General features: G+C 68.3%; 19 protein-coding genes and 2 pseudogenes. 9 read left to right on the top strand and 12 right to left on the bottom strand.

Going from position 1 to position 22,022, the window contains the following annotated elements; genetic code table 11:
* Positions 1-263 precede the first annotated feature (263 nt).
* The 4 genes and pseudogenes from FVS66_RS13240 to rfbC all read left to right on the top strand — a co-directional run bounded on the left by FVS66_RS13240 (position 264) and on the right by rfbC (position 3,422).
* Entirely contained in the window at positions 264-1,478 is a 1,215-nt protein-coding gene (locus tag FVS66_RS13240; RefSeq protein WP_149180445.1) for an IS110 family transposase, read from the top strand.
* Positions 1,479-1,816: 338 nt separating this feature from the next.
* Positions 1,817-2,593 (top strand): annotated as a pseudogene (locus FVS66_RS13235) (IS110 family transposase); the annotation flags it as partial.
* A gap of 6 nt (positions 2,594-2,599) precedes the next feature.
* Positions 2,600-2,746 (top strand): annotated as a pseudogene (locus tag FVS66_RS35910) (IS1380 family transposase); the annotation flags it as partial.
* An 82-nt stretch (positions 2,747-2,828) separates the two neighbouring features.
* Positions 2,829-3,422 carry a dTDP-4-dehydrorhamnose 3,5-epimerase gene (rfbC, locus tag FVS66_RS13230; protein ID WP_149181388.1) on the top strand — a complete coding sequence of 198 codons (594 nt, stop codon included), beginning with the start codon at positions 2,829-2,831 and terminating at the stop codon, positions 3,420-3,422.
* Positions 3,423-3,450: 28 nt separating this feature from the next.
* Here the strand turns inward: rfbC and rfbD are convergent, their stop codons facing one another.
* The 3 genes from rfbD to FVS66_RS13215 are packed head-to-tail and all read right to left on the bottom strand — an operon-like array spanning position 3,451 to position 6,379.
* Complete coding sequence (rfbD, locus tag FVS66_RS13225) at positions 3,451-4,320, bottom strand: dTDP-4-dehydrorhamnose reductase (RefSeq protein WP_149181387.1); 870 nt, start codon at positions 4,318-4,320, stop codon at positions 3,451-3,453.
* A complete protein-coding gene (rfbB, locus tag FVS66_RS13220) occupies positions 4,317-5,315 on the bottom strand; it encodes a dTDP-glucose 4,6-dehydratase (RefSeq protein ID WP_149181386.1) in 999 nt (332 codons plus the stop codon). The genes rfbD and rfbB overlap by 4 nt, the downstream gene beginning before the upstream one ends.
* A complete protein-coding gene (locus FVS66_RS13215) occupies positions 5,312-6,379 on the bottom strand; it encodes a glucose-1-phosphate thymidylyltransferase (RefSeq protein ID WP_149181385.1) in 1,068 nt (355 codons plus the stop codon). Before FVS66_RS13215 ends, rfbB begins: the two co-directional genes overlap by 4 nt.
* Here FVS66_RS13215 and FVS66_RS34965 point away from each other — a divergent pair.
* Positions 6,378-6,686, top strand: coding sequence for a hypothetical protein (locus FVS66_RS34965; protein ID WP_187645511.1), 309 nt, complete (start codon positions 6,378-6,380; stop codon positions 6,684-6,686). The two genes, FVS66_RS13215 and FVS66_RS34965, sit on opposite strands and share 2 nt — an antisense overlap.
* Before the next feature lie 235 nt (positions 6,687-6,921).
* Here the strand turns inward: FVS66_RS34965 and FVS66_RS13205 are convergent, their stop codons facing one another.
* The 6 genes from FVS66_RS13205 to FVS66_RS13190 are packed head-to-tail and all read right to left on the bottom strand — an operon-like array spanning position 6,922 to position 13,176.
* Positions 6,922-8,292 (bottom strand): polysaccharide biosynthesis tyrosine autokinase, encoded by a 1,371-nt coding sequence (locus FVS66_RS13205; RefSeq protein WP_222946928.1) that lies wholly within the window; start codon positions 8,290-8,292, stop codon positions 6,922-6,924.
* A 19-nt stretch (positions 8,293-8,311) separates the two neighbouring features.
* Positions 8,312-8,623 carry a hypothetical protein gene (locus tag FVS66_RS34960; RefSeq protein WP_187645509.1) on the bottom strand — a complete coding sequence of 104 codons (312 nt, stop codon included), beginning with the start codon at positions 8,621-8,623 and terminating at the stop codon, positions 8,312-8,314.
* Positions 8,611-9,603 (bottom strand): glycosyltransferase family 2 protein, encoded by a 993-nt coding sequence (locus FVS66_RS34955; protein ID WP_187645508.1) that lies wholly within the window; start codon positions 9,601-9,603, stop codon positions 8,611-8,613. Before FVS66_RS34955 ends, FVS66_RS34960 begins: the two co-directional genes overlap by 13 nt.
* Positions 9,600-10,907, bottom strand: coding sequence for an O-antigen ligase family protein (locus FVS66_RS34950; protein WP_187645507.1), 1,308 nt, complete (start codon positions 10,905-10,907; stop codon positions 9,600-9,602). The genes FVS66_RS34955 and FVS66_RS34950 overlap by 4 nt, the downstream gene beginning before the upstream one ends.
* Positions 10,904-12,934 carry a glycosyltransferase gene (locus tag FVS66_RS13195; protein WP_149181382.1) on the bottom strand — a complete coding sequence of 677 codons (2,031 nt, stop codon included), beginning with the start codon at positions 12,932-12,934 and terminating at the stop codon, positions 10,904-10,906. Before FVS66_RS13195 ends, FVS66_RS34950 begins: the two co-directional genes overlap by 4 nt.
* Positions 12,931-13,176 carry a hypothetical protein gene (locus tag FVS66_RS13190; protein ID WP_149181381.1) on the bottom strand — a complete coding sequence of 82 codons (246 nt, stop codon included), beginning with the start codon at positions 13,174-13,176 and terminating at the stop codon, positions 12,931-12,933. Before FVS66_RS13190 ends, FVS66_RS13195 begins: the two co-directional genes overlap by 4 nt.
* Positions 13,177-13,560: 384 nt before the next feature.
* Here FVS66_RS13190 and FVS66_RS13185 point away from each other — a divergent pair, with 384 nt between their 5' ends.
* Both FVS66_RS13185 and FVS66_RS13180 read left to right on the top strand, forming a co-directional pair.
* The gene (locus FVS66_RS13185) at positions 13,561-14,043 is read left to right on the top strand and encodes an LAETG motif-containing sortase-dependent surface protein (protein ID WP_187645506.1); all 483 of its coding nucleotides are present in this window, start codon (positions 13,561-13,563) and stop codon (positions 14,041-14,043) included.
* A 100-nt stretch (positions 14,044-14,143) separates the two neighbouring features.
* On the top strand, positions 14,144-15,895 hold the full coding sequence (locus FVS66_RS13180; protein WP_262386973.1) for a DUF4012 domain-containing protein: 1,752 nt from the start codon (positions 14,144-14,146) through the stop codon (positions 15,893-15,895).
* Positions 15,896-16,088: 193 nt separating this feature from the next.
* Here FVS66_RS13180 and FVS66_RS13175 read toward each other — a convergent pair whose 3' ends face one another.
* Complete coding sequence (locus FVS66_RS13175; protein ID WP_149181378.1) at positions 16,089-16,934, bottom strand: class I SAM-dependent methyltransferase; 846 nt, start codon at positions 16,932-16,934, stop codon at positions 16,089-16,091.
* A complete protein-coding gene (locus tag FVS66_RS13170; RefSeq protein WP_222946927.1) occupies positions 16,931-18,532 on the bottom strand; it encodes an oligosaccharide flippase family protein in 1,602 nt (533 codons plus the stop codon). The genes FVS66_RS13175 and FVS66_RS13170 overlap by 4 nt, the downstream gene beginning before the upstream one ends.
* Positions 18,533-18,845: 313 nt before the next feature.
* Between FVS66_RS13170 and FVS66_RS13165 the strand changes: the two genes are divergently transcribed.
* Positions 18,846-19,532 carry a class I SAM-dependent methyltransferase gene (locus FVS66_RS13165; protein WP_187645505.1) on the top strand — a complete coding sequence of 229 codons (687 nt, stop codon included), beginning with the start codon at positions 18,846-18,848 and terminating at the stop codon, positions 19,530-19,532.
* Between the two features lie 48 nt (positions 19,533-19,580).
* Positions 19,581-20,348: a transposase gene (locus FVS66_RS13160; protein ID WP_149181376.1), complete on the top strand. Its 768-nt coding sequence runs from the start codon at positions 19,581-19,583 to the stop codon at positions 20,346-20,348.
* Between the two features lie 77 nt (positions 20,349-20,425).
* On the opposite strand, the gene FVS66_RS13155 is transcribed toward FVS66_RS13160, so the two are convergent.
* The gene (locus tag FVS66_RS13155; protein WP_149181364.1) at positions 20,426-21,883 is read right to left on the bottom strand and encodes an NF041680 family putative transposase; all 1,458 of its coding nucleotides are present in this window, start codon (positions 21,881-21,883) and stop codon (positions 20,426-20,428) included.
* Positions 21,884-22,022: the final 139 nt, after the last annotated feature.

Raw genomic sequence — 22,022 nt, 5'->3', positions numbered from 1 at the left:
GCCCCGTTATGTTTTTCGCGGTCCTGCAAGAGGGCCGCTGGCCTCCGGGCCCGGCATGACTTTTGCCCCCTGTCGCACGGATGACCGGGGGGGGTGGTGTCACCGGGCCCGGGAGGTGCCGTCGGAGACGCTGATGAGAGGTCCGACCACCGCCTGGCCGGGCGCAATGCCCAGCCATCCGCGGGCGGCAGGTCTGCATAACGTGGATGCGCGAGAACGGCCCCGATGCCCAGGCCAGCACGTAACGAACGAGTGGGGGCACAGTGATCGACACTGACGGCGTGGGCGTCTTCCTCGGCTTGGACGTCGGCAAGAGCACGCATCATGGGCACGGGCTGACCCCGGCCGGGAAGAAGGTCTTCGACAAGCCGCTGCCGAACAGCGAACCGAAACTGCGGGCCGTCTTTGACAAGCTGCGCGACAAGTTCGGCACTGTCCTCGTGGTCGTGGACCAGCCCGCCTCGATCGGCGCCCTCCCGCTCGCGGTGGCCCGTGACGCGGGCTGCCAGGTGGCCTACCTGCCCGGACTGGCCATGCGGCGGATCGCTGACCTCTACCCGGGCGAGGCCAAGACCGACGCGAAGGACGCCGCGGTGATCGCGGACGCCGCCCGCACCATGCCCCACACCCTGCGTTCGCTGGAACTGACCGACGAGATCACCGCCGAGCTGACCGTGCTCGCGGGCTTCGACCAGGACCTCGCAGCCGAGGCCACCCGCACCTCCAACCGGATACGCGGCCTGCTCACCCAGTTCCACCCCAGCCTGGAGCGCGTTCTCGGGCCCCGCCTCGACCACCAGGCCGTCACCTGGCTGCTGGAGCGCCACGGCTCTCCGGCCGCCCTGCGCAAGGCAGGCCGCCGCAGACTCGTCGAACTGATCCGCCCGAAGGCCCCGCGCATGGCCGCCCGGCTCATCGACGACGTATTCGACGCGCTCGACGAACAGACCGTCGTCGTCCCTGGCACCGGCACCCTCGACATCGTGGTCCCCTCCCTGGCCCGCTCGCTCGCGGCGGTCCACGAACAACGCCGGGCCCTGGAAACGCAGATCAACGAACTGCTGGAGGCTCACCCTCTTTCCCCGGTCCTGACGTCGTTGCCCGGCGTCGGCGTCAGGACCGCCGCAGTCCTCCTGGTCACCGTCGGCGACGGCAGCTCGTTCCCGAGCGCCGCCCACCTGGCCTCCTACGCCGGCCTCGCGCCGGCGACCAAGTCGTCCGGGACCTCGATCCACGGCGAACACGCACCCCGAAGCGGAAACCGGCAGCTCAAACGCGCGATGTTCCTCTCCGCGTTCGCCGCTCTGCATGATGCCGCCTCCCGCACCTACTACGACCGCTGCCGAGCCCGTGGCAAGACCCACACCCAGGCACTTCTGCGCCTCGCCCGCCATCGCATCAGCGTCCTGTTCGCCATGCTCCGCGACGGAACCTTCTACGAACCCCGCACACCCGACGACGTCGAACTCGCCGCATAACCTCAGCAAGCACCAACCACCCCAAACCCGACAGGGGCGCCTTGACGAAAGACATAGAGGCACCCCCCCGTTACCTTTCTCGTGGCCCCGAAACGGGGCGCCTGGCCCCCGGGCCCGGTATGGCTGTGTGCCCCCTGTCGTACGGATGACCTGGGGGGTGTTGCCGCCGGGTCTCGGGGCACTGCTTGACCGCTGATGAGGGGCCTGACGACCGCCCGGCCCGGCGCAATGCCGGACCGCTTCAGGGACGGGATGTCTGCGTAACGTGGTTGCCGGCGTGTGGTGCCGCAGGGACGGCCAGGTTCGGGCACGAGTGCACGTCGAGGGGGCACGCGAGCATGGTCGACACCGTCGACATAGACCTGTTCCTCGGCCTTGACCTGGGCAAGGAGTTCCACCACGCCCATGGTCTGACCGGGCAGGGCAAGACCGTCCACGACAGGCGGCTGCCCAACACCGAGCCGAAGCTGCGGGAGCTGTTCGAGAAGCTGGTCGCAAAGTTCGGCACTGTCCTGGTCGTCGTCGACCAGGTCGCCAACATCGGCGCCCTGCCGATCGCCGCCGCCCGCGCGTCGGGCTGCCGGGTCGCCTACCTGCCCGGCCTGTCGATGCGCCGGGCCGCCGACCTCTACCCGGGCGAGGCCAAGACCGACGCCCGCGACGCGTTCGTCATCGCCGACGCCGCCCGGGCGATGCCTCACACGCTGCACTCGGTCGACCTCGATGACGAGACGATCGCCGAACTGCACATGATCGTCGGCTTCGACGACGACCTCGCCGCCGAGGCAACCCGCCTCTCCAGCCGGCTGCGGGGCCTGTTCACGCAGATCCACCCGCACCTTGAACGGGTCCTCGGACCGCGCATGCAGCACCCGGCTGTGCTGAGACTGCTGGACCAGTTCGGCTCGCCGGCCCAGATCCGCAAGGCCGGACGCAGACGGCTCACCGCACTGATCCGTCCAAAGGCGCCCAGGATGGCCGAGCGGCTGATCAACGATATCTTCACCGCACTCGACGAACAGACCGTCGTCGTCCCGGGCACAGACGCCGCCGCACTGATCGTCCCCAGCCTCGCCTCCTCGCTCCAGGCAGTGCTCGACCAGCGCAAACTGCTGGCGAAGAAGGAAGGCGCCTCCCCGACCTGGAAGAAGAGCTTCGGGTTTCATCCGCTGGCCGCGTGGTGCGCGAACACCGGCGAGTGCCTGGCGATGTGGCTGCGGACCGGCGGCGCCGGTTCGAACACGGTGGCCGACCACCTGCGGGTGTTGCGTTTTGGGCGGGTCAGAGAGAGATATGACAGGCGGAAGTTAGAATGCAGCGACGACTTGCGGATATGAGAAAGGCAGGGCCATGCGAATCGAAGGCGCGTGGGCCATGCAGCCCCCCGTTTTGTCTGACAGTCGGGGAACATTTCATGAGTGGTACTGCGCGGAAGACTTCCGGGCCACCCTCGGACACGAACTGACGTTCGCTCAGGCGAACTGCTCGGTGTCCAGGCGCGGGGTGATCCGTGGCGTCCACTTCTCGGATGTGCCGCCGGGCCAGGCCAAGTACGTGAAGTGTGTGCGCGGGGCGGTCCTTGATGTTGTCGTTGACATCCGTATCGGATCCCCGACCTACGGAGAGTGGGAGGGCGTACGGCTCGATGACATCAACCATCATGCCGTCTACCTGGCCTCAGGATTGGGTCATGCCTTCATGGCACTGACTGACGAGGCGACGGTCGTCTATGTCTGCTCGGAGCGCTACGCGCCGGAACGTGAGCACGCGATCCATCCCCTCGACCCGGCACTCGGCATTGCCTGGCCTCAAGGACTGGAGCCTGTTCTCTCTGCCAAGGACAGCCGGGCGCCGACGCTCGCTCAAGCCCGGAGTGGTGGGCTACTGCCGCGATACGAGGACTGCATCGTGCAAACGATCCGGCCGAACGGGCGGGTTCACTGACCCGGGCCGTACGTCTCTGCCTCTGGGCTCATGCCCAGCGCCGGCCGCCGAGGGTCTCGGCGAACGCGACGGACAGGGCGTCACGCCATGGCCGGATCGGTGCGATGCCCACCTCTTTCCAGCGGTTGTGTGCCAGCACGCTGTACGCGGGACGGGGTGCGGCCGTTGGGAATGCCCTACTGGTCGTCGCCCGGACCCGGGCGGGGTCGGCGCCTAGCAGGCGGAATACCTCCTGCGCGAGGGCGAACCACGTCGTCTGGCCGCGACTGGTGGCGTGGAAGATGCCGGTGGAGTGAGTATTTCGTCCGAGAGCGATGACACGATCCGCGACATCGCCTGCCCAGGTGGGCTGTCCATGTTGGTCGGCGACGACATCTACTGCCGCTTGTTCCCTCTCCAGACGGGCCATGGTGCGTAGGAAGTTGGCACCGTGCGCTCCGTAGAGCCAGGCGGTGCGGACGACTGCGCTGGCGTCGGGCAGGGTACTGAGAACGGCCCGTTCCCCGGCGAGCTTGGTGCGTCCGTACGCGGTTCGCGGAGCGGGTTCGTCTGCTTCGTCGTAGGGCCATGCGGAGTCTCCGGGGAAGACGTAGTCGGTCGAGATATGGATGAGACGGGCGTCAAGTGCGGCGCAGGCCTCGGCGAGGTGGCGGGCCCCGTCGGCGTTGACACGGTATGCGTCGTCCTCGTTGGATTCGGCCTGGTCGACCGCTGTCCAGGCGGCGCAGTTGACGACAATGTCGGGCCTGGTGTCGGCACATGCACGCCGCACGGCCTTGGCGTCGGTAATGTCGAGCCGGTGGCGGGTGGTCGCGGCCACGGAGTCGCCGTCGTGCCGGAGCCGATGAACGATTTCCTGGCCGAGCATGCCGCGCGCGCCTGTGACGAGCCACCTCATGGTCGGGCTCCCACGCTGGCGCGGGCCTTCAGTGGCTCCCACCATGCCCGGTTTTCGCGGTACCACTGGACGGTTTCGGTCAGTCCGGTCGCGAAGTCCCTGCGTGGCCGGTATCCGAGTTCGCGTTTGATCTTGGAGTAGTCGAGGGCGTAGCGGCGGTCATGTCCCTTGCGGTCCACGGCGTACTCGACGCTGTCCCAGCCGCTGCCACAAGCTGACAGAAGGTGCTCCGCCAGCTCGCGATTGGTCATGGCGGTGCCACCGCCGACGTTGTAGATCTCCCCTGGGCGCCCCGCGCGCCGGACGAGTTCGATGGCGTTGATGTGGTCGTCGATGTGCAGCCAGTCACGGATGTGCAGGCCGTCGCCGTACAGCGGAACCTTCTCTCCGTCCAGCAGGCCGGTGATGAACAGCGGAATGAGCTTTTCGGGGAATTGGTGGTGGCCGTAGTTGTTGGTGCAGCGCGTGATGCGCACATCGAGGCCATGAGTTCGGTGGTAGGCGAGAGCGATCAGGTCGCTCGATGCCTTCGCGGCCGCGTAGGGTGAACTGGGGCTGAGTGCTTGGTCCTCGGTGCAGAATCCGGAGTCGATCGAGCCGTAGACCTCGTCTGTCGACACATGCACGAAGGTCCGCGGGGGGTTGTCCACAGCCGCGGCCAGGAGGGTGTCGGTACCGAGGACATTGGTGCGCACGAATGCGTCGGCGCCCACGATGGAGCGGTCCACATGCGATTCGGCGGCGAAGTGGACGACATGGTCGTGCTCGGCCACGAGTTTGCGGGTAAGTTCCGTGTTGCAGATATCCCCTCGTACGAACTGGAAGTCCGCGTGCCGTTGTACTTCGGCCAGGTTAGCCAGGTTCCCGGCGTAGGTCATCTTGTCGAGTACGGTGACCGAGATGTCGCCGGGTCCTGTGGGGCCGAGCAGCGTGCGGACATAGTGTGAGCCGACGAACCCGGCTCCTCCGGTGACCAGGATGGTGGTCGTCTTCATGATGGGATCTGTACCTTGCTGTGGTCGCCGAGGAGGAACCGGTGAGCCGAGGGGGTGTGCGCGGATGATGTGACCTCGACCTGACGTCCGATCAGTGACGCCTCGATCCTGCCCACTCCTGTGATGGACGCCTCTGGCAGCACGATGGAGTACTCGATCTCGCTGTTCTCGATGCGGCAGTCGCGTGCCACTGATGTGAACGGACCGAGGTAGGAGCCTGTGATCGTAGTGCCCGGCCCGATCGAGACTGGGCCCACGATGCGCGAGTTGCGCACCCTCGCGTCTTCGTCGATGTGGACCCGGCCGATGACCTCGCTGGCATCGTCGACCTTGCCGTCGATCCGGCGTTCTGCGGATTCGAGTACGGCCCGGTTCGCCTCGAGCATGTCGGTGACGTTGCCGGTGTCCTTCCAGTAGCCGGTGATGATCAACGGCCGTACGCTGTGGCCCTCGTCGATCAGCCACTGGATCGCGTCGGTGATCTCTAGTTCGCCGCGCGCGGAGGGCTTGATCTCGGTCACGGCCTCATGCACGGCCGGGGTGAACAGATACACCCCCACGAGTGCTAGAGGGCTGCTCGGGACCTTGGGCTTCTCCTCCAGGCGCACTACGTTGCCCGCGTTGTCGAGTTCGGCGACGCCGAAGAGCGAGGGGTTCTCCACCTCTGTCAGCAAGATCCGGGCAGCCGGGCGGTCGCGACGGAACTCCGCGACCAGCTCCTTGATGCCACCAAGCACGAAATTGTCTCCGAGGTACATGACGAAGTCGTCTTGACCGAGGAATTCGCGAGCGATATAGACGGCGTGTGCCAGTCCCAGCGGATGCGGCTGGCGAATGTATGTCACCCGCAGACCGAAAGCGGAGCCGTCACCGATGGCTTTCATGATTTCAGCCGCTGTGTCTCCGACAACGATGCCGACATCGCTGATACCGGCATCGGCGATAGCTTCTAGTGCGTAGCAGAGGACGGGTTTGTTTGCGATCGGCACCAGCTGTTTGGCGAAAGAATGGGTGATGGGCCTGAGTCGGGTTCCGGATCCGCCGGACAGTACGAGCGCCTTCATGGAGAACCTCGCGGGAGGGGAATTTTCACCGGTGTACCGTTCACAAGCTTTTGAAGAGACGATGTGCGCCCTACTGCCAGAACAGCATGCTGACGAAGTCGACATTGGCCCCTGTCCCGGGTACAGAGGTGGCAAGAGGATCGTCCTGACAGTTAGAGCAAGGACAGAGATTGACATAGCCGTCGATTTCGTTGACGGTTGCGCCATTCTCCGATACAGCCATGCAGAGGTCGTCTGCGAGGTCCTTGGTCACAACAGGAGGTCCGGTGCCGGCGTTGGTGTAGCTGAACAACCGTCGGCAGCCTGAGCACTGGCCGGCAGCACCACGACAAGCAGCGCCGCCGCACCGAGGGCGGATACATTCGCGAGTAGTCTTTTCATGGTTTCTGCTCTCGTTCTGACATTTTTGAACCTAGCCAGTGATACCCCACGGTGTCCGATGGATTGCGATGCATCTCAGCAATTCGCCCGTTTGACGACACGGCACATCCTGGTAATCGCGGTCGGGGGAAACGCTCCCAGACAACCAACAACGTGACGGGTCATCGGGATCCGACTTGGGACCCTGTGCGCCGGCCTGACAGGGTGGCAGGCGGTGGCAGCAGCCCCGCCGCGGAGACCGTCAGGTCCGTCCGGTAGCCGTAACCATTCGACTGCGACGGTGCTGCATTGAGGACACAGCCGAGGAAGCGGGCGTTCAAGGCGGTCAGCGCTTCAAGGGACTGGTGGAGGTGGCGGGCCCTGGTTTTGGGGCATCGCGCGACGAGGAGGGTGCCGTCGGCGAGCCCTGCCAGTACACCAGCGTCAGCGTACGGCAGCAGTGGGGGCAGATCGAGGAGAACCACGTCGTAGTACTCCCTCAGCCGGGACAGAAGTTCCTTGCATCTTCCGGAAGCCAAGAGTTCGCTAGGATGGGGCGGCAGCGGCCCAGCGGGGAGAATCATCGGACCGCCCTCCCCGAACTGCTGGACCACCTCTTCCAGTCGGGCGCGGCCGGACAGCACGGTCGTCAGTCCTTCCGCATCCCTCAGACCGAGGTACTGTCCACTGCGCGGTCGACGCAGGTCGGCTTCGACCAGAAGGACGCTGCGCCCGCCACGGGCCATCGCGATCGCCAAGTTGCAGGCGATATTCGACTTTCCTTCGTTGGCCACAGGGCTTGTGATCGCGATGAGACGGGGCGGGGAGTTGATCTCGACGCACTCCAGGTGGGTGCGCAGGCGGACAAACGCCTCCGACCACGCACCCTGGGGGCTGTGCACGATCAGTGGATTGCGGGGAACCTTCGCATCGTACGGAATCGAGCCCAGGACAGGTGCGCCTGTTGCCTCGCGCAGATCGTCGACGCCCCTGACCTTGTCGTCCGTCAGAGCCCGCAGCCGTGTCAGGCCGACGCCGACCAGCGATCCCAGCAGCGCACCCAGGAGTCCGTTGAGCAACGGCTTGGGTGATACCGGACGGCTTGGTGCTGTCGCCCGGTCCAGCAACTCCGCGCTGACTGATCCCGTCCCGTCGTGGCGAATCCACCCCACGCGGGGCAGCAGGACTTGGGCGGTGGCGTTGGCGATCGCGGCGGCCTTGTCGGCCGTCGGCGCGTCGGCGGTGAGCGCGAGGATCTGCACCCCCTCCTGGGTGTCGGCGCGGATGTGGCGGACAACCTGCCTGGTCGGCAGCCCCATGGTCTCGGCCGTGGCCTCGGCGACCTTGCCGGATTCGGCGAGCCGCGCGATGGTCGGCATCAGGTTCTGGGTGGTGTTGCTGACGTAGAGCTGCTCACCGGAGACGGCGCCGCCGGTGACGAGCACGGTCGCGGTGGCCTCGTACCTCGGAGGCGTCTTCTCGGTCACCACCAGGGCCCCGGTGATTCCGGCCAGGAGCGACAGCAGCACAAGCCCGCCGTTGCGCCAGGCCATGGAAAGCACCTGGGTGGCATCACGTGAGGTCGCCACTGGGCCCTCCCTTCGACAAGATGCCGGCGGCCGTCTTCGCGGAGTGGGTGACGGGCCCACAGACGGGCTGGGCTGACGCCTCATGGCCGGTGCGGCCCTCGCCCGGCGGGTGAGGGGCTAGGCGAAGGCGGAAGCGGCCACAGTGCGTGTCCAGCCATTGCGGGGCCAGCCCGGTGAGCGCGCACAGCTCGGATGCGTGGACGGTGATCTGGACGTCCGTCCGATCGGTGAGGACATCGAAGAGGCTGATCCAGTGTTCGGTGCGCTTTCCGGCAGCGGCGGTCAGAACGTGCATCGGCCCTCCCTTCTCATGGTGTCGGCGGTCGCGGTCAGGGCGATGCGGGCCACGTGCCGCCAGGCCCTGCCCCGAGCAGGGTGCTGCCCGCGTCGGCGTGCGACGGAGAGCCCGATGCCCAGCAGCGCGCGGAGCAGCACCGCCGCCCTCACCAGGGGGTAGGTGCGGCGTCGGTGGCGGGCGAAGAACCGGAGCATGCTGCGGTACAGATGGGGCCAGATCCACGACGGATCTCGGCTGCTTGCCCCGATGACGTGTATGGCTTCGACCTCGGGTACGTAGTACACGCGGGCCCCGAGCCGCCCCGCCTGCCAGCACAGTTCCTCGTCCTCGTAGTACATGAAGTAGCCCTCGTCGAGCCCGCCGAGCTGTTCGAGCAGCCCGGTGCGAATGGCCATGCAGGCTCCGGACACCCAGTCCACCGGGACGGGCGGCCCGGGGTTGCGGCAGACGTCATAGGCGCGTCGCCGAGTTCTGCCGGACAGCAGGCGGCGCAACCCGACCGGCATCAGGCTCCCGCCGAAGCGGCTGGCCAGCACGGAGCTCAGCGACTCGAACGGGTGGGCGCTGATGGCGACGCGCCCGTCGGTACCGACGAGCCGGGGACCCGCGATGCCCACATCGGACCGGGCTTGCAGCAGGGCGACCAGGGCTCGGGCGGTGGCCGGCGGCACCACGCAGTCGGGATTCACCAGAAGCACGATGTCGGTGTCCACCGTGGTCAGTGCCTGGTTCACCGCGGCCGCGAACCCGATGTTGGTCGGGTTGACAGTCCGCGCAACGGTGGGGAACCGGGTGGCGAGCAGCCGTGCGGTCCCGTCCGTGGACGCGTTGTCGACCACGCGTACCGCCAGCCCGGCACCGCGCAACGCGGTGAGGCAGTCGGCGATGTGGGCCTCGGAGTGATAGGTGACGACGATCGCGGTGGCGACGGGCCCGGCGGTGCCCGGCTCGTCGGCTCCGGTCCGTTCGGCCGTCATGGGCGACCTCCTGTGGTCAGTGGATCGGTGGTCCAGGTCCGGGTGGTGAGCAGCGTCAGTGCGGGCAGGACCCCCAGTTCCCAATGGCCGTCGGTGGGGCCGGCGAAAGCCGCCGCTGCCAGGAAGCCGCAGAGGAGAGCGCCGAAGGCCAGAGGAACGCCCTCCCCAAGGGCGAGGGCCGCGCGCAGTGGGCGAAGCAGCGGCCACAGGACGGCGATGAGGCCGACGAGGCCCAGATTGGCGAGGACCATCACCCAGAAGACGTGGTAGGTCGGCCCGACGTCGGTGATCTTGAAGGTGGGGAGGTAGACATCGCGGGTCGTCTGGCCGAGACCGGCTCCGGTCAGCGGCCAGTCGGCGAAGACGCGCAGCCCGACCATCGCTTCGGGTGCCCGGTAGCCGGCCGTTTCGTCCAGGTGCTCGCCGGACAGCAGGATCCGGGCGCGCAGCCCGGCGCTGACAGCGGCTCCGCAGACCACGAGAGTGGTTGCCCCGACCGCGGCCAGGGCCACGCTGAGGCGGACTCGCCTGGTGCCGCGCACCAGCAGAACCAGCAGGCCGACCCCGGCGGCCAGCCACATGGCCCGATAGCCCGCGACAGCCGTGTCGGCGGCGAAGAGGGTGATCAACGCTCCCAGACCGACGCGTCGCCACCCGCGGGTGCGGCCGGCAACGACGAGCAGCGGCACAAGGGCGAGTACCGAGAGCAGACCGCCGTGTCGCCCCGGCATCGTGAGCTCCACCGCGGCGAGGGCGGCCGCCCCCGTCACATAGAGCACCGCCGCCGCTCGCATCCTGCGCGCGTTGGTCAGGGTGCGGGTGGTGACGAAGAAGTAAGCAGGGATGACGCCCAGGTGATAGGCGGCGATCAGCACCTGGTGGAGGGCATGTCCGCGTGCCAGACCGAACAGCGCGCCGGCCAGGGCGATCACCGCCAGGAGCGCCATCGCCCGGTCCATGGTGGTTCGCCGGGGTCGGTCGTCGACCGCAGAGGCGGCGCGGCGCACCAGCAGCGCCAGGCAACCGATCGCCAGTACGCCGATGTGAAGGACCGTGATGAAGGTGACATCGGAAGTGCCCAGCGCCTCGGTGGCCGCGACGCCACCGACGATGCCGACCGGGAGAACGGCCCATGGCCACAGGACAAAGGTCACCAGACACACCAGGGCCGCGGCGGGCAGGATACCCAGACGACCAGGGAGCACTTCCGCCGAAAGGACTCCGGCGGAGCCGAGAGCGGCCGCGAGGCAAGCGGCCGACGCGGGAACGATGAGCTTCCTCGGAACGAGGAGCAGCCCACTCATGGGCCGGTCCTCTCCAGCCCTCCGAGCAGGCCCCGGATCTGCTCGCCCCGCGCCGACCAGCTGTTGCGGGCCGCGGCGGCGCGACGCCGGGCCAGCGCGGCCGGGCAGTGGCGCGAGTCCAATGCCTCCTCGATGGCCCGGACGAACCCTTGCGGGCCGGAGCCGAGATGGACGAGACCGGCCATCGGGATCAGAGACGGCAGCGGTGTGGCGGCGACAGGTTTACCTACGGCCAGGTACTCGTACAGCTTCTTCGGGTGCACGTAGTCGATCCGGCCGCCCACCCGATAAGGGATCAGGCCGACATCACAGGCACGCAGTACGGCGGGCATCTCGTCAAAGTCGACCGGGCCCCGCAGATGTACGTTGGGCAGTCCCGCCAGCGGTGCGCGGCCGGTACGGGTGGACGGCCCGACCAGCAGGAACGTCCAGTCGGGGCGAAGACGGGCCACGGCGGCGAGGAGTTCCGCGTCAAAGGCCCGGCTGTCGATCGCCCCGGCATAGACGAGCCGCGGGCCGGCCAGCTGTGTGATCCACTCGGCGAGCGGACCTTCCGCGACGAACCTCTCCGGATCGCACCCGTTGGGTACGATCACGGGCGGGCGCCGCGAGGGCGGCAGCCACCGCGGCAGCGCCGACGACGAGGCCAGGACGAGATCTGCGGCGCCGACCGCCTTCCGCAGGGCGCTGCGCAGGTGGGGGCGGTTCCAGCGGTGCGTGAACGTCCAGTCAAGGTCCACCGCGTCGTAGACGAGCACATCTTCCCCCAGCCGGCCGGCCGTCGGCGCGGCCAGGTCTTCATCGAGCCACAGGATTCTCCGACTGCCCTGGCGGCGGTCCAGCCAGCGGCGCACCAGCGCTGCGGCAACCCGGCGGTTGATCCAGTTGAGCGGGGGCAGCAGCCGGCCGAACGGCACCATGGTGGGAGGCACCGCGTGCCACAGGGAGGGGGCGACCTGGCGGACGACGAAGGTCCAGCGAGGGCGTCGGCCCGGCGGGTCGACGAACAACACCCGGCGGCCGACCGCGAGTTCCCGGGCGAGGGCATGCTGACGGTGAGCTCCGGCGAGCCAGGGCACTCCACTGAGCATCACCGACCAGCTTCGCCCGTCACCGTCCGGCAGGGGGCCCACGTCGCCCTGGACGACGGCCCAGAGATCCCGGAGGCCGAGGTGACCGCGCCACCGCAGCGCGCGCCGAACCAGCCAGTCCACAAGCACCAGGGCCTGGAGTGTCCGCAACCGCCATCGGGGCTGTGTGACCCCGGCGTAGCGGAGGAGCCCGTCGAGACGGAACTTGCTGCGAACGGCGGAGCCCAGCAGTCGGGTCGACGCACCGAGAGTGTGCGTGACGACCGCGTCCGGCGTCATCCAGAGCCGATGGCCGGCGAGGCGGAGGTTGCGGGCGAGCAGAACGTCATTGAAATAGAGCGGAAACCGCTCGTCGAAGACTTCAGCCGGATCCAGCACGGCACGGCGTAGCAGCAGACAGCTCGCGGATGGCTGTTCCACCTGCCCCTGGCGGGACAGGTCCGCTCCGCTCATGAGGTGTTCGCGCCACGGGCGTCTGAAACCCGGCAAGTACCGCAGCGTGGTGGCCAACGCCACCAGACTGCGGAACGTGGGCAGGCGCATGTAGTGCTGTTGAACGCTGCCGTCAGGGTTGAGGTACAGCGGCGCTACACCAGCCACGTCGGGGCGCTCGCGCAGGAAACCGGCGAGGGCTGTGAGTGCTCCGGGCCGCAGACGGACATCACTGTTGAGGAGAAGGATCATGTCCCCGCGAGCTCGGGCGTACGCCTGGTTGACCGCCGCGGCAAAGCCGAGGTTCCGCTCGTTGCGGAGAAGCAGCACGTTCGGGTGGGCGGCAAGCATGTCCGGGGAGCCGTCCCGCGACCCGTTGTCGACGACGATCACCTCATACCGCAGCCCATCGGTTGCGGCACGGGGCAGAGAGTCCAGACAAGCACGGGTTTCGGCACAGGTGTTCCAGCTCACCAGGAGCACCGAGACCTCGGGCAGGGTCATGAGCTGCGCCACCCCGGCAGCGGGGCGAGCAGTTCGAGCGCTTCGCGGACCGAGTGCCGGGTCCCGGTGAGACCAGCCCGGATGAGAGGGCGCAACACGCCGTCCCGCAGCCGTGCCGTGACGTCGGGATCTCCGGTCAGCCGGTCGTGAGCGGCCTGAGGCAACTGCGCAGACGCGCCCATCAGATCAATCATGTGAAGCACGACCATCCTCCGAGCGGCAGGCTGCTCGATCGACGCCACACGACACTCCCAGTCGCATTAATTCATTTCGATCTCGGTCAGAGATGGCTTTACTGGGTGTCGGCCTATTCGGTCAGACGGTAATGGCGTCGACATTGATTCGGTTCCGACGCGTCGGCGTGTCGTCTGTTTTTAGTGCATTCGCGTTACTCGCCTTTGCGATTCTCGGCGCCATTGCGGCGCCGGAAGGGTGTAGGTCCTACACCCTTCCGGGGGGTCATCGCCCCCGTGGCGTTAGCTGTGCTTGACATGGCGTTATGTCTGCCTGCGACAGGTTTTTGCTCGTCACGGCCGGCCCTGCCGCCGGGCCGGAAGCCATCCGAGAAGGTGTGAGGAGCGTGGAAAGTGACTACGTCTCGCAGACGGCGTAGCGTCCTCGCCTTCGTGGCAGCGGCCGCTGTCATCGTCGCCGGCCCGCTGGTGGCCGCAGAGACGGCACATGCCGAGTACCCGCCGAATGCACCCAGTCTGAGCATCGATACGACAGGGATCGCCGGTGATCCGCTCCTTTTCACCGCGACGGGGTTCGCCGCCAAGCAACAGGTCGTCGCGGAACTCATCTCGAAGCCACCGGTGCTGGGCACGTTCTTCGCCGGCTCGAAGGGCACGGTCTCGGGGACCGTCACGATCCCCGAGACCAGCAAGCCCGGCCCACACGCCTTCAGAGTCACCGCCCGTGATCCGGACCTGGTCCTGTCAGCGGTGATCAATGTGCTGCCGCGACACCAGAAGCTCCCGCCGGACGGTCAGCTTCCTGAGACCGGTTCCGGCCAAAGGACCTTCGTCATGTTCGGCACGGCTGTCGGTTTGCTGGCAGTCGGCGGGGGAGCCGTCCTCGTGGTACGGCGTCGGCGCACGCGCCGCTGACCTGGCCGCCACCGTGCAGCACTCCCCGGCCCCTGGAAGCACACATCCCGCACCACCGCACCGCCGACGTCGGCGTGTCCGATATCTGACGGCGGCCGTCGTGTTCCTGATCCTGGCGGGAGCGGCCTGGATCGCGGTCACCGGTCTGATCGCCCGTAACGAACTGCTGGCCGCACAGCGGGATCTGCACACGCTGCGGCGGTCGGTCAGCGCAGGGCCGTCGCGGGACTCCGCCGCCGCACCCGTGCCTGGCTCCACGTCGAAAGCCGAGGCGGCGCTGCGTTCCGCGGCGGCACACGCCGCCCGAGCGCACCGCCTCACCACCGGGCCCGCCTGGTACTCGGCCACGCACCTGCCCTTTCTCGGCGACCTGGCACGTATCGTGCGCGGCACGGCGCACGCCGCTGACCGGCTGACCCACGAGGTGCTCACTCCCCTCGTCCGCAGCGTCCCGGATCTCACGGCCGACGCACGAGGCGGTGATACCCATCGCCTGCTGACCGCCCTGCACGACGCGGCCCCGGCACTCGAACGCGCCGCGCGGGACGCCGCGGAAGTCCGCGCCCAGGCCCGCGGACTGCCACACGCCACCTGGTTGCCGGCAGCCGAGCGGGCCCGTACGCAACTGGTCCGCCAACTCGACCGGATTGCCCCGACGACGGCCGACACCGCCCTTGCGGCCCGGCTCCTTCCGCCGATGCTGGGGGAACACGGGCCGCGGCGTTACTTCGTGGTCTTCCAGAACACCGCCGAAGCTCGCGGTACCGGCGGGCTGCCCGGGGCCTTCACGGTGGTCACGGCCGACCGGGGCCGCATCGGCTTCGACACCTTCGGCAACGACACCGTACTGCAGCCGACCCGGCCCACAGTGGACCTGGGAGCGGATTACGCCGCCTTGTACGCCGCCAACAAGCCCACTCAGTACTGGGGGAACTCCAATCTCAGCCCTCACTTTCCCTATGCGGCCCGCATCTGGGCCGAGGCATGGAGGGAGCACAGTGGCCAGAAGGTGGACAGGGTGCTCGCCGTCGACCCCACTGTGCTGGGCCGGCTGCTGGAGGCCACCGGGCCGGCCCGTCTGCCCGACGGCACCCTGCTCACCGGCGCCAACGCCGTGGAGCTCACCGAGCGCTCGAGCTACGCGGCCTACCAGGACGTCACTTCCCGCAAAGCCTTCTTCCTCGACGTCGCCCGCACCGCCGCCACACAGTTGACCGGCGCCGCCAAGGATCCGCAGCGGATTCCCGCGCTGCTGCGGGCCGTGTACGACGCGCAGCGGGACGCACGTCTGAAGGTGTGGAGCACGCTCCCGGCCGAGCAACGCCTCATCGAACCCAGGGCATTCAGCGGCTCACTCCCCAAAGACGCGGGCCCCTTCGCCGGGGTCGTCGTCAACAACGCGGCGGCCACCAAGCTCGACTACTACCTCGACCGAAGGCTGACCTGGGAGCCGGGCCCCTGCACCCCGCACGGACGAACGGTCACCGCCACCGTGACGCTGACCAACCGGGCGCCGGCCACGGGACTCCCGGCCTACGTCACCGATCGCCTCGACACCCGGGCCCGTTCCTCCCGGCCGGGTGACAACCGACTGCTGGTCTCCTACTACGCCAGTGCGGGAGCCGCCCTGACCGGGGCGATGCTGGACGGCCGTCGTATCCCGCTGAACCATGCCGTCGAACACGGCCACCCGGTGTACACCCTCGATCTGGAACTGCCCGCGGGGAGCACCCGCACCGTGACGCTGCACCTGTCGGAGCCGATCACAGATCGCGCCCCGACCCTGCTGCGCCAACAGCTGGTGAATCCCTTGCGGACCGAGGTGAAACCGTACCCGCGATGCCGCCGTTGACGACGGCCGTCAGCCGTTCGGCTCCGTCACCGGGCGGCCGGGCACCGACGTGGCGAGCGGCCCACCCACTCCCCGATCCGCATGGCACGGCGACGCGGCCCGCCCCACCCTGGGCCGCAGTTCGCGTACCACCATCACCTGCTGTTGATGGCAGCTTGCCGAGGGCCGGGCGACCGGGAGACATCGGGAGCGATCAGCGCATCGGCAGGTTCTCCGGCAGGCGGGCGAGCAGCCGCAGATGATCGCCGAGCCGCGGATGGGTGCTACGCGGTGAGCCGCAGGCGGCCCAGTCGGCGAACAGCAGCGACATCCCCGACGGGCTGGGCAGGCGGGAGGGCCTCATGTAGTACCGGGCGAAGACGGTGTCGCAGCGCTCGACCACGAAGCCGCACTCCTCCACCAGCGTCGTCAACGACCGCGCCGAGAAGTGCCAGCGGTGGCAGTCCGGCTGCAGATGCGGCCATGATCCACCCTGCCGTCGGGCGGAGGACGATGCGATGTTCGGCACTTCGAGGGCGAGCCATCCTCCGGCGGTGAGCGATGCCCGGGCCTTGGTGAGGAACCGCCGGGGCTCGTCGACGTGTTCGAGCACGTGGAAGGCGCACACGGCGTCCACCGCGGTGGTCGGTGTGACCGTCTCGAAGCAGCCCTGTCGTACCGGCACCTTGAGCTTGTCCCGCGCGTGGCGGACACAGACCTCGGACAGTTCCACTCCGTCGGCTGCGATGCCGGCTCTCCGGGTGGCTTCGATGAAGTAACCGCCTGCTGAGCCGGCCTCCAGCAGAGACCTCGGGCGGGTGGCCGACAGGAGCCACCGCATCCGCCGGGCGGCTTCGTACCGCCACTGCCCGGCGCGGGCGAAGTAGCGTCGGTAGTAGGTGCCGTCGAAGAGGTCCCACTGGTGTGCCCCGTCGCCGTTCGCGGCGGTCCAGTGGAACGCGCACGCCGGGCAACGGCGCAGCAATCCGCCGAAGACCGGCTCGTCGCCCGCGGCCTGGTGGCAGAGGGGGCAGCGGGTCGCTTCCATCTGCAAGGTCATGCGTTGCTCCTTTTCCGCGCGGGAACCGCGCCGCGATGGGGGGTCAATCCGGCAAGAGCCATGCGCAGCCGGGCCAGGTCTGATGCGCCGAAGAATCCGAGCAGGGCCAGCAGCGCGGCCGCGACCAGCACGGTCAGGCCACCCCGGCAGGCGACTGCCACGGCGGCGTCGGCCCGGCCCGCCCCGGGAACCAGCTGGAACGTGACCAGACAGGCAAGGACTCCCGCCGTCACGGCCGCGAAGACGGGTGGCCACAGTGCTCGCAGCAGCGGTGCCACCGGCCGCCCGGATCTGCTGTGGAAGTGCGCGAAGAAGTAGACGGTACCCCCGAAGGCCGCCAATGTGGTCGCCAGCGGGACCCCCCAGGGACCGAGAAGCCGAAGCAGCGGAACGGTGAGCAGCAGATTGAGCACGGCGGCCAGCACCGTGCCGCGGGTCTCACACCCGGGCCTGCCCTCGGCCCGGGTCACCATCGCGGCCGCGCCGGCGATCACACTCGCGGCGCAGCCGGGGGCCAGGACCATGATGGTCACGGCCGCGGCAGGCAGGGGACGGCCGAGCCACATCCGCACCAGCGAATCGGCCGACACCACCAGGACGGTGGCCGCGATCGCGCCGAACGCCGTCAGGTACCGGGTCAAATCGATGTAGAGCCGGTCGAGCCGACCGGGTTCATCGTCGGCCGCCGCGGCGGCCGACGGGAAGGCTGCCGTGAGAATGACCACCGAAGGCAACCGCAGCAGCCCGACAAGGCGGCTGCCCAGGTCGTATCCAGCTACCGCCGACGGACTGTGGAAGCCTGCGAGCACCAGCCGGTCCGTCTCGCTGTTGACCGCGGCTGCCGCGCCCGCCACCTGGACACGTGAGCCGTACGACGCCACATACGCCACATCGGACGGTCTGATGTCCCGCAGGCTGGGCCTCAGCCCAGCGGCGTACCGGCGGGCCAAGCAGACGAACATCAGTGCCCGCAACGCACTGCTCACCACCACCGAGGCGGCCAGCTCCACCAGTCCGCCGCCCAGCGTGACCACCGCTGCCGCGAGCCCCGCGCCGAGCACAGCGGTGCCGGCGACCACCCAGGCCACCGGGCCATAGCGCTGGGTGCCCTCGAGCACGCTCCGCCAGGGCAGCGCGAGACTGTCGAGAAGAAAGCCCACCAGCAGGACCAGAGCGGCGTCCCGCGCCGGCGCGGAGAGCTCATCCAGATGGAACGCGCGGGCCAGCCACTGCCAGCAGATCGCCGTCCCGGCAAGGGCCAGCGCGGAGAGAACGGCACCCCACACAACGCCCAGGCCCAGTACGGCGCAGACCTGTCGCTGCCGCCCGCCTCCGACGGCCCGGGCGACCTCCCGGATCTGAACCGAGCCGAGCCCCAGGTCGGCGAGCGACACAATGGCGATCAGACCCGTAAGCAGCGCCCACACACCGTACGAGCGGGCGCCGATGCTCCCGTACACCACCGGTAGTGACGCGACGCCGGCCAGCGCGGTGGCGACCCTGGCTGCGAGAAGCCTGGCGCTGTTGCCGGCCACCCGAGCCGCAACGGCTTCGGCCGGAGCGGCGCTACCGCTGGAGAACTCCGGCGGGCTAGCCACCGGGAACCCACCCGGACCGGTCAGGAGCACAGAACGGATCAAGCTTCATAGCATTTATGTTTTGCCGTCACATCCCATGCCCGCCACTTGAGAAGCCAGGATTGCGTCATAAGGGAGCGAATCACTACACGCATGCGCGCCGATGCCTACCTGGATGACGGCGTTCGCCCTGTTAATCTCCGGCTGCAAAGGGCCCTTCCCCAACAAGATCGAGTAGTCAATCATGCCGGAATCCAAGACAGTCGGCGGGCAGCACGGCCCCCTCCTCGGTCCGCCGACCCATGCTCGGCCGTCACGCCAGGATGCCCAGCGGATGAGCGACCTGCGCTGCGTGTGCTGCGGGAGCCGCAGTTTCACGCAGCGTCCGGCCTTGTGGCCGAAGCTGATCGAAGAGTGGCAGCTGAGCGAGGAGGAGGCCGCCTATATCGATCGGCAGCAGGGTTTGCATTGCACCCGCTGCGGGGCAAGCCTCCGGTCTCTGGCCCTGGCCCATGCGATCATGAAGGTCTACGGCACGACGAGCCTTTTTCCCGTCTTCATGCTTCGCCATCCTCTGCTCAAGGTCCTTGAGATCAATCGGGCCGGAACCCTTCACCGCTTCCTGCGGAGGATGCCGCGCACGAAGCTGATGAGCTTCCCCGATATCGACATGATGGCGCTTCCCTTCGATGACGCGTCGATGGACTTGGTTGTGCATTCGGACACGTTGGAGCATGTGCCCGATCCTGTGCAGGGGCTGCGCGAGTGCTTTCGCGTGGTCCGGCCGCGAGGCTGGGTCTGTTTCACGATTCCGGTTGTCGTCGGCCAGCTGACGCGGACGAGGGCCGGTAAGCCCCCGAGTTACCACGGAGTGCCGCCGGAGGGGACACCCGACTGCCTCGTCCAGACGGAATACGGCGCTGACATGTGGACCCAGGTCATGGAGGCCGGCGGGGGCGAGTGCCGCATCATCCGTCTCGAGTTTCCCGCCGCTCTCGCCATCGCCGCCCGTAAGTTCTAGACTAAGGGCTGTCCCGTAACTGCTGGTCACGGGTGAGATGATCTTGTCGTGGCTGGTGTGATCACGGCGTCGGAGCCGTCCTGGATAGCCCCGTTCACCGGGCTGAGCCCCCGCCTGTTCGGGAAACTGGTGACCGTGCTGCGGCGAGAAGGTGCGGATGCGGTCCGCAAGGGCCGGCCCTGGGGCCTGCCCTTGGAGGACCGGGTGCTGCTGGTCGCGGCTTACTGGCGGACGAACTTGACGATGCGCCAACTCGCGCCCCTGTTCGGAGTGTCGAAGTCCGCGGCGGACCGCGTCATCGACCATCTCGGGCCGATGCTCGCGCTCCAGCCCCGCAAGCGGTTCGCCAAGGACACCGTGCTGATCGTGGACGGCACCCTGGTCCCGACCCGGGACCACACCGTGGCGGAGCAGTCCAAGAACTATCGGTACTCCACCAACCACCAGGTCGTCATCGACGCCGACACCCGGCTCGTCGTCGTGGTGGGCCGGCCTCTGCCCGGCAACCGCAACGACTGCAAGGCATGGGAGGAATCCGGAGCCAAGGCCGCCGTCGGCAAGACCATGACGATCGCCGACGGCGGCTATCCGGGCACCGGGCTCGTCATGCCCCACCGCCGGCGCAAGGGCGAAGACCTGCCCGGCTGGAAGGAAGCGCACAACAAGTCCCACAAGCAGGTCCGCGCCCGCGTCGAGCACGTCTTCGCCCGCATGAAGACCTGGAAGATCCTCCGTGACTGCCGCCTCAAAGGCGACGGAGTCCACCACGCCATGCTCGGCATCGCCCGGATGCACAACCTCGCCGTCGCCGGATAGACGAGCGGGCCGCACAACGAACGGCCGCGCCCGCACCGACTCAAAGATCATTTACGGGACAGCCTTTAGCTTGATCTTTAACCTGTGCGGCGTGGACGCGGGGTCGTTGTCTTCTTCGTTCGTCGCTTTGCGGAGTCCGGTTTGCCGACTGTGTGCACGTCGTGGCGTGGGGTGGGTCGGGTGTTCTTGCGACCCGGCGGACGCCCTGGGCCGGGGCGGGAGGTTTTCGGTGCTTCGGCGGGGCAGGCGGCCTTGGGGCGGAGGTGCCGGAAGTCGCGGCGGACCCGGGCGGGAGTGAGCCTGTCGGGCGGGCTGGGTTTCTCCCACGGCCGGCGGAGGTCGGCCGCCAGTGGGCGAGCGAGCCGGAGCTGGGTGAAGGCGGCGAGGATCAGCCAGGTCCACCGGTCGGCGGCCTCGGGGCTGCGGATCTTCGGGCAGGTCCACCCGAGCGTCTGCTTGAAGAGCCGGAATGTGTGCTCGATGTCGAACCGCCGTAGGAACACCTGCCAGAGCAGGTCGACTTCCGTCTCGGTGGCGTCGGTGCCCGACCACCACAGCCACACCGGCTTCGGTGTCGCGCCGCTGGGCAGGTGGTCGACCTGCAGGCGGATCGCGGTGCCCTCGATCACCGGCAGGGCGCCGAGCTGGGCGGTCCAGGCGGAGCGGTGGGTCAGTCTCGGGTGGAGGCGGTCCCATGCCCGGGCCGTGGCGGTGCCGTAGAGACGCGTCGCGGTCACCGTTGCTGCGTCGGGGGTGTTCCAGGTGGTGGGATCACCGAACACGAACTCGCCCCCGTGACGCGGTGGACGGCCACGGGTGCCAGGTTCCCGTGGCGGGACCGCGCGACGAAGGACACGGTCCGAGCGCATCCGGCCCAGCACCTGCACCGGCAGATCCCGTAGAAGGAAGGCCAGGCGGGGCACGTCGTAACCGGCGTCCACCACGATGAGGACGTCCAGGTCGCCGTCGTGCCACTGCCCGGCTGCAATCAGGCGCTCGATGAGCTCGCGCATCTGCCGAGCAGTGACGGTCGCGGCATCGTCGCCCGGGGCCAGACGCAATGCGTCCAGCGGCGCGGTCCATGAACTGCGGCCCGTCTCCAGCGCGCAGATCACCGAATACGGCCAGCCAGGAACGGGAATGTGCTGGTCCTTGCCCCGCCCATAGGTATGGCACAGGATCCGCTGCGGTGAGGTGTGCGCGTCGGGCCGCAGCCAGCAGGTGATGTCGGCGGCCAGCACCAGCCGTCCGTCCGCCGCCCGCGGCAAAGGCACCGCGGCCAGGGCCCGCCGCAGCCGGGCCACGTCCAGCCGGCCCGCAGCCAGGGCGTCGTAGAGTCCACCATGCCCACGACGGTGTTCACCCACCAGCGACAGCTCCACCAGCGACCGGACCGGGCCGTCCGCACACAACACGGCGTCCGCCAGCTCGAACAATGCATCCGCACGTCGGGTCAGGCAGGAGTGGAACTCACCCCGGAAGCGTGACAGTTCCGCAAACGGATCCTGCCGGACAGCATGATGCAACAGACTCATCCCCACGGCCTTCGTGCTGGGTGTGTGTGTTCCTTGGTCGGAGCACATGCTCAGCCGAAGGCCGTCTGCGCGTACGGCAGTTACCGGTCCGAGTGATCAAGTACGAGGAGCCGTTCGACCCGCAAGGTTAAAGATCAAG

Origin of the sequence: Streptomyces sp. TRM49041 (assembly GCF_008271805.1) — a bacterium.
In the GTDB taxonomy this organism is placed as follows: domain Bacteria; phylum Actinomycetota; class Actinomycetes; order Streptomycetales; family Streptomycetaceae; genus Streptomyces.
The sequence above is the reverse complement of the archived record's forward strand: the minus strand, read 5'-3'. Positions and strand labels throughout refer to the sequence as shown.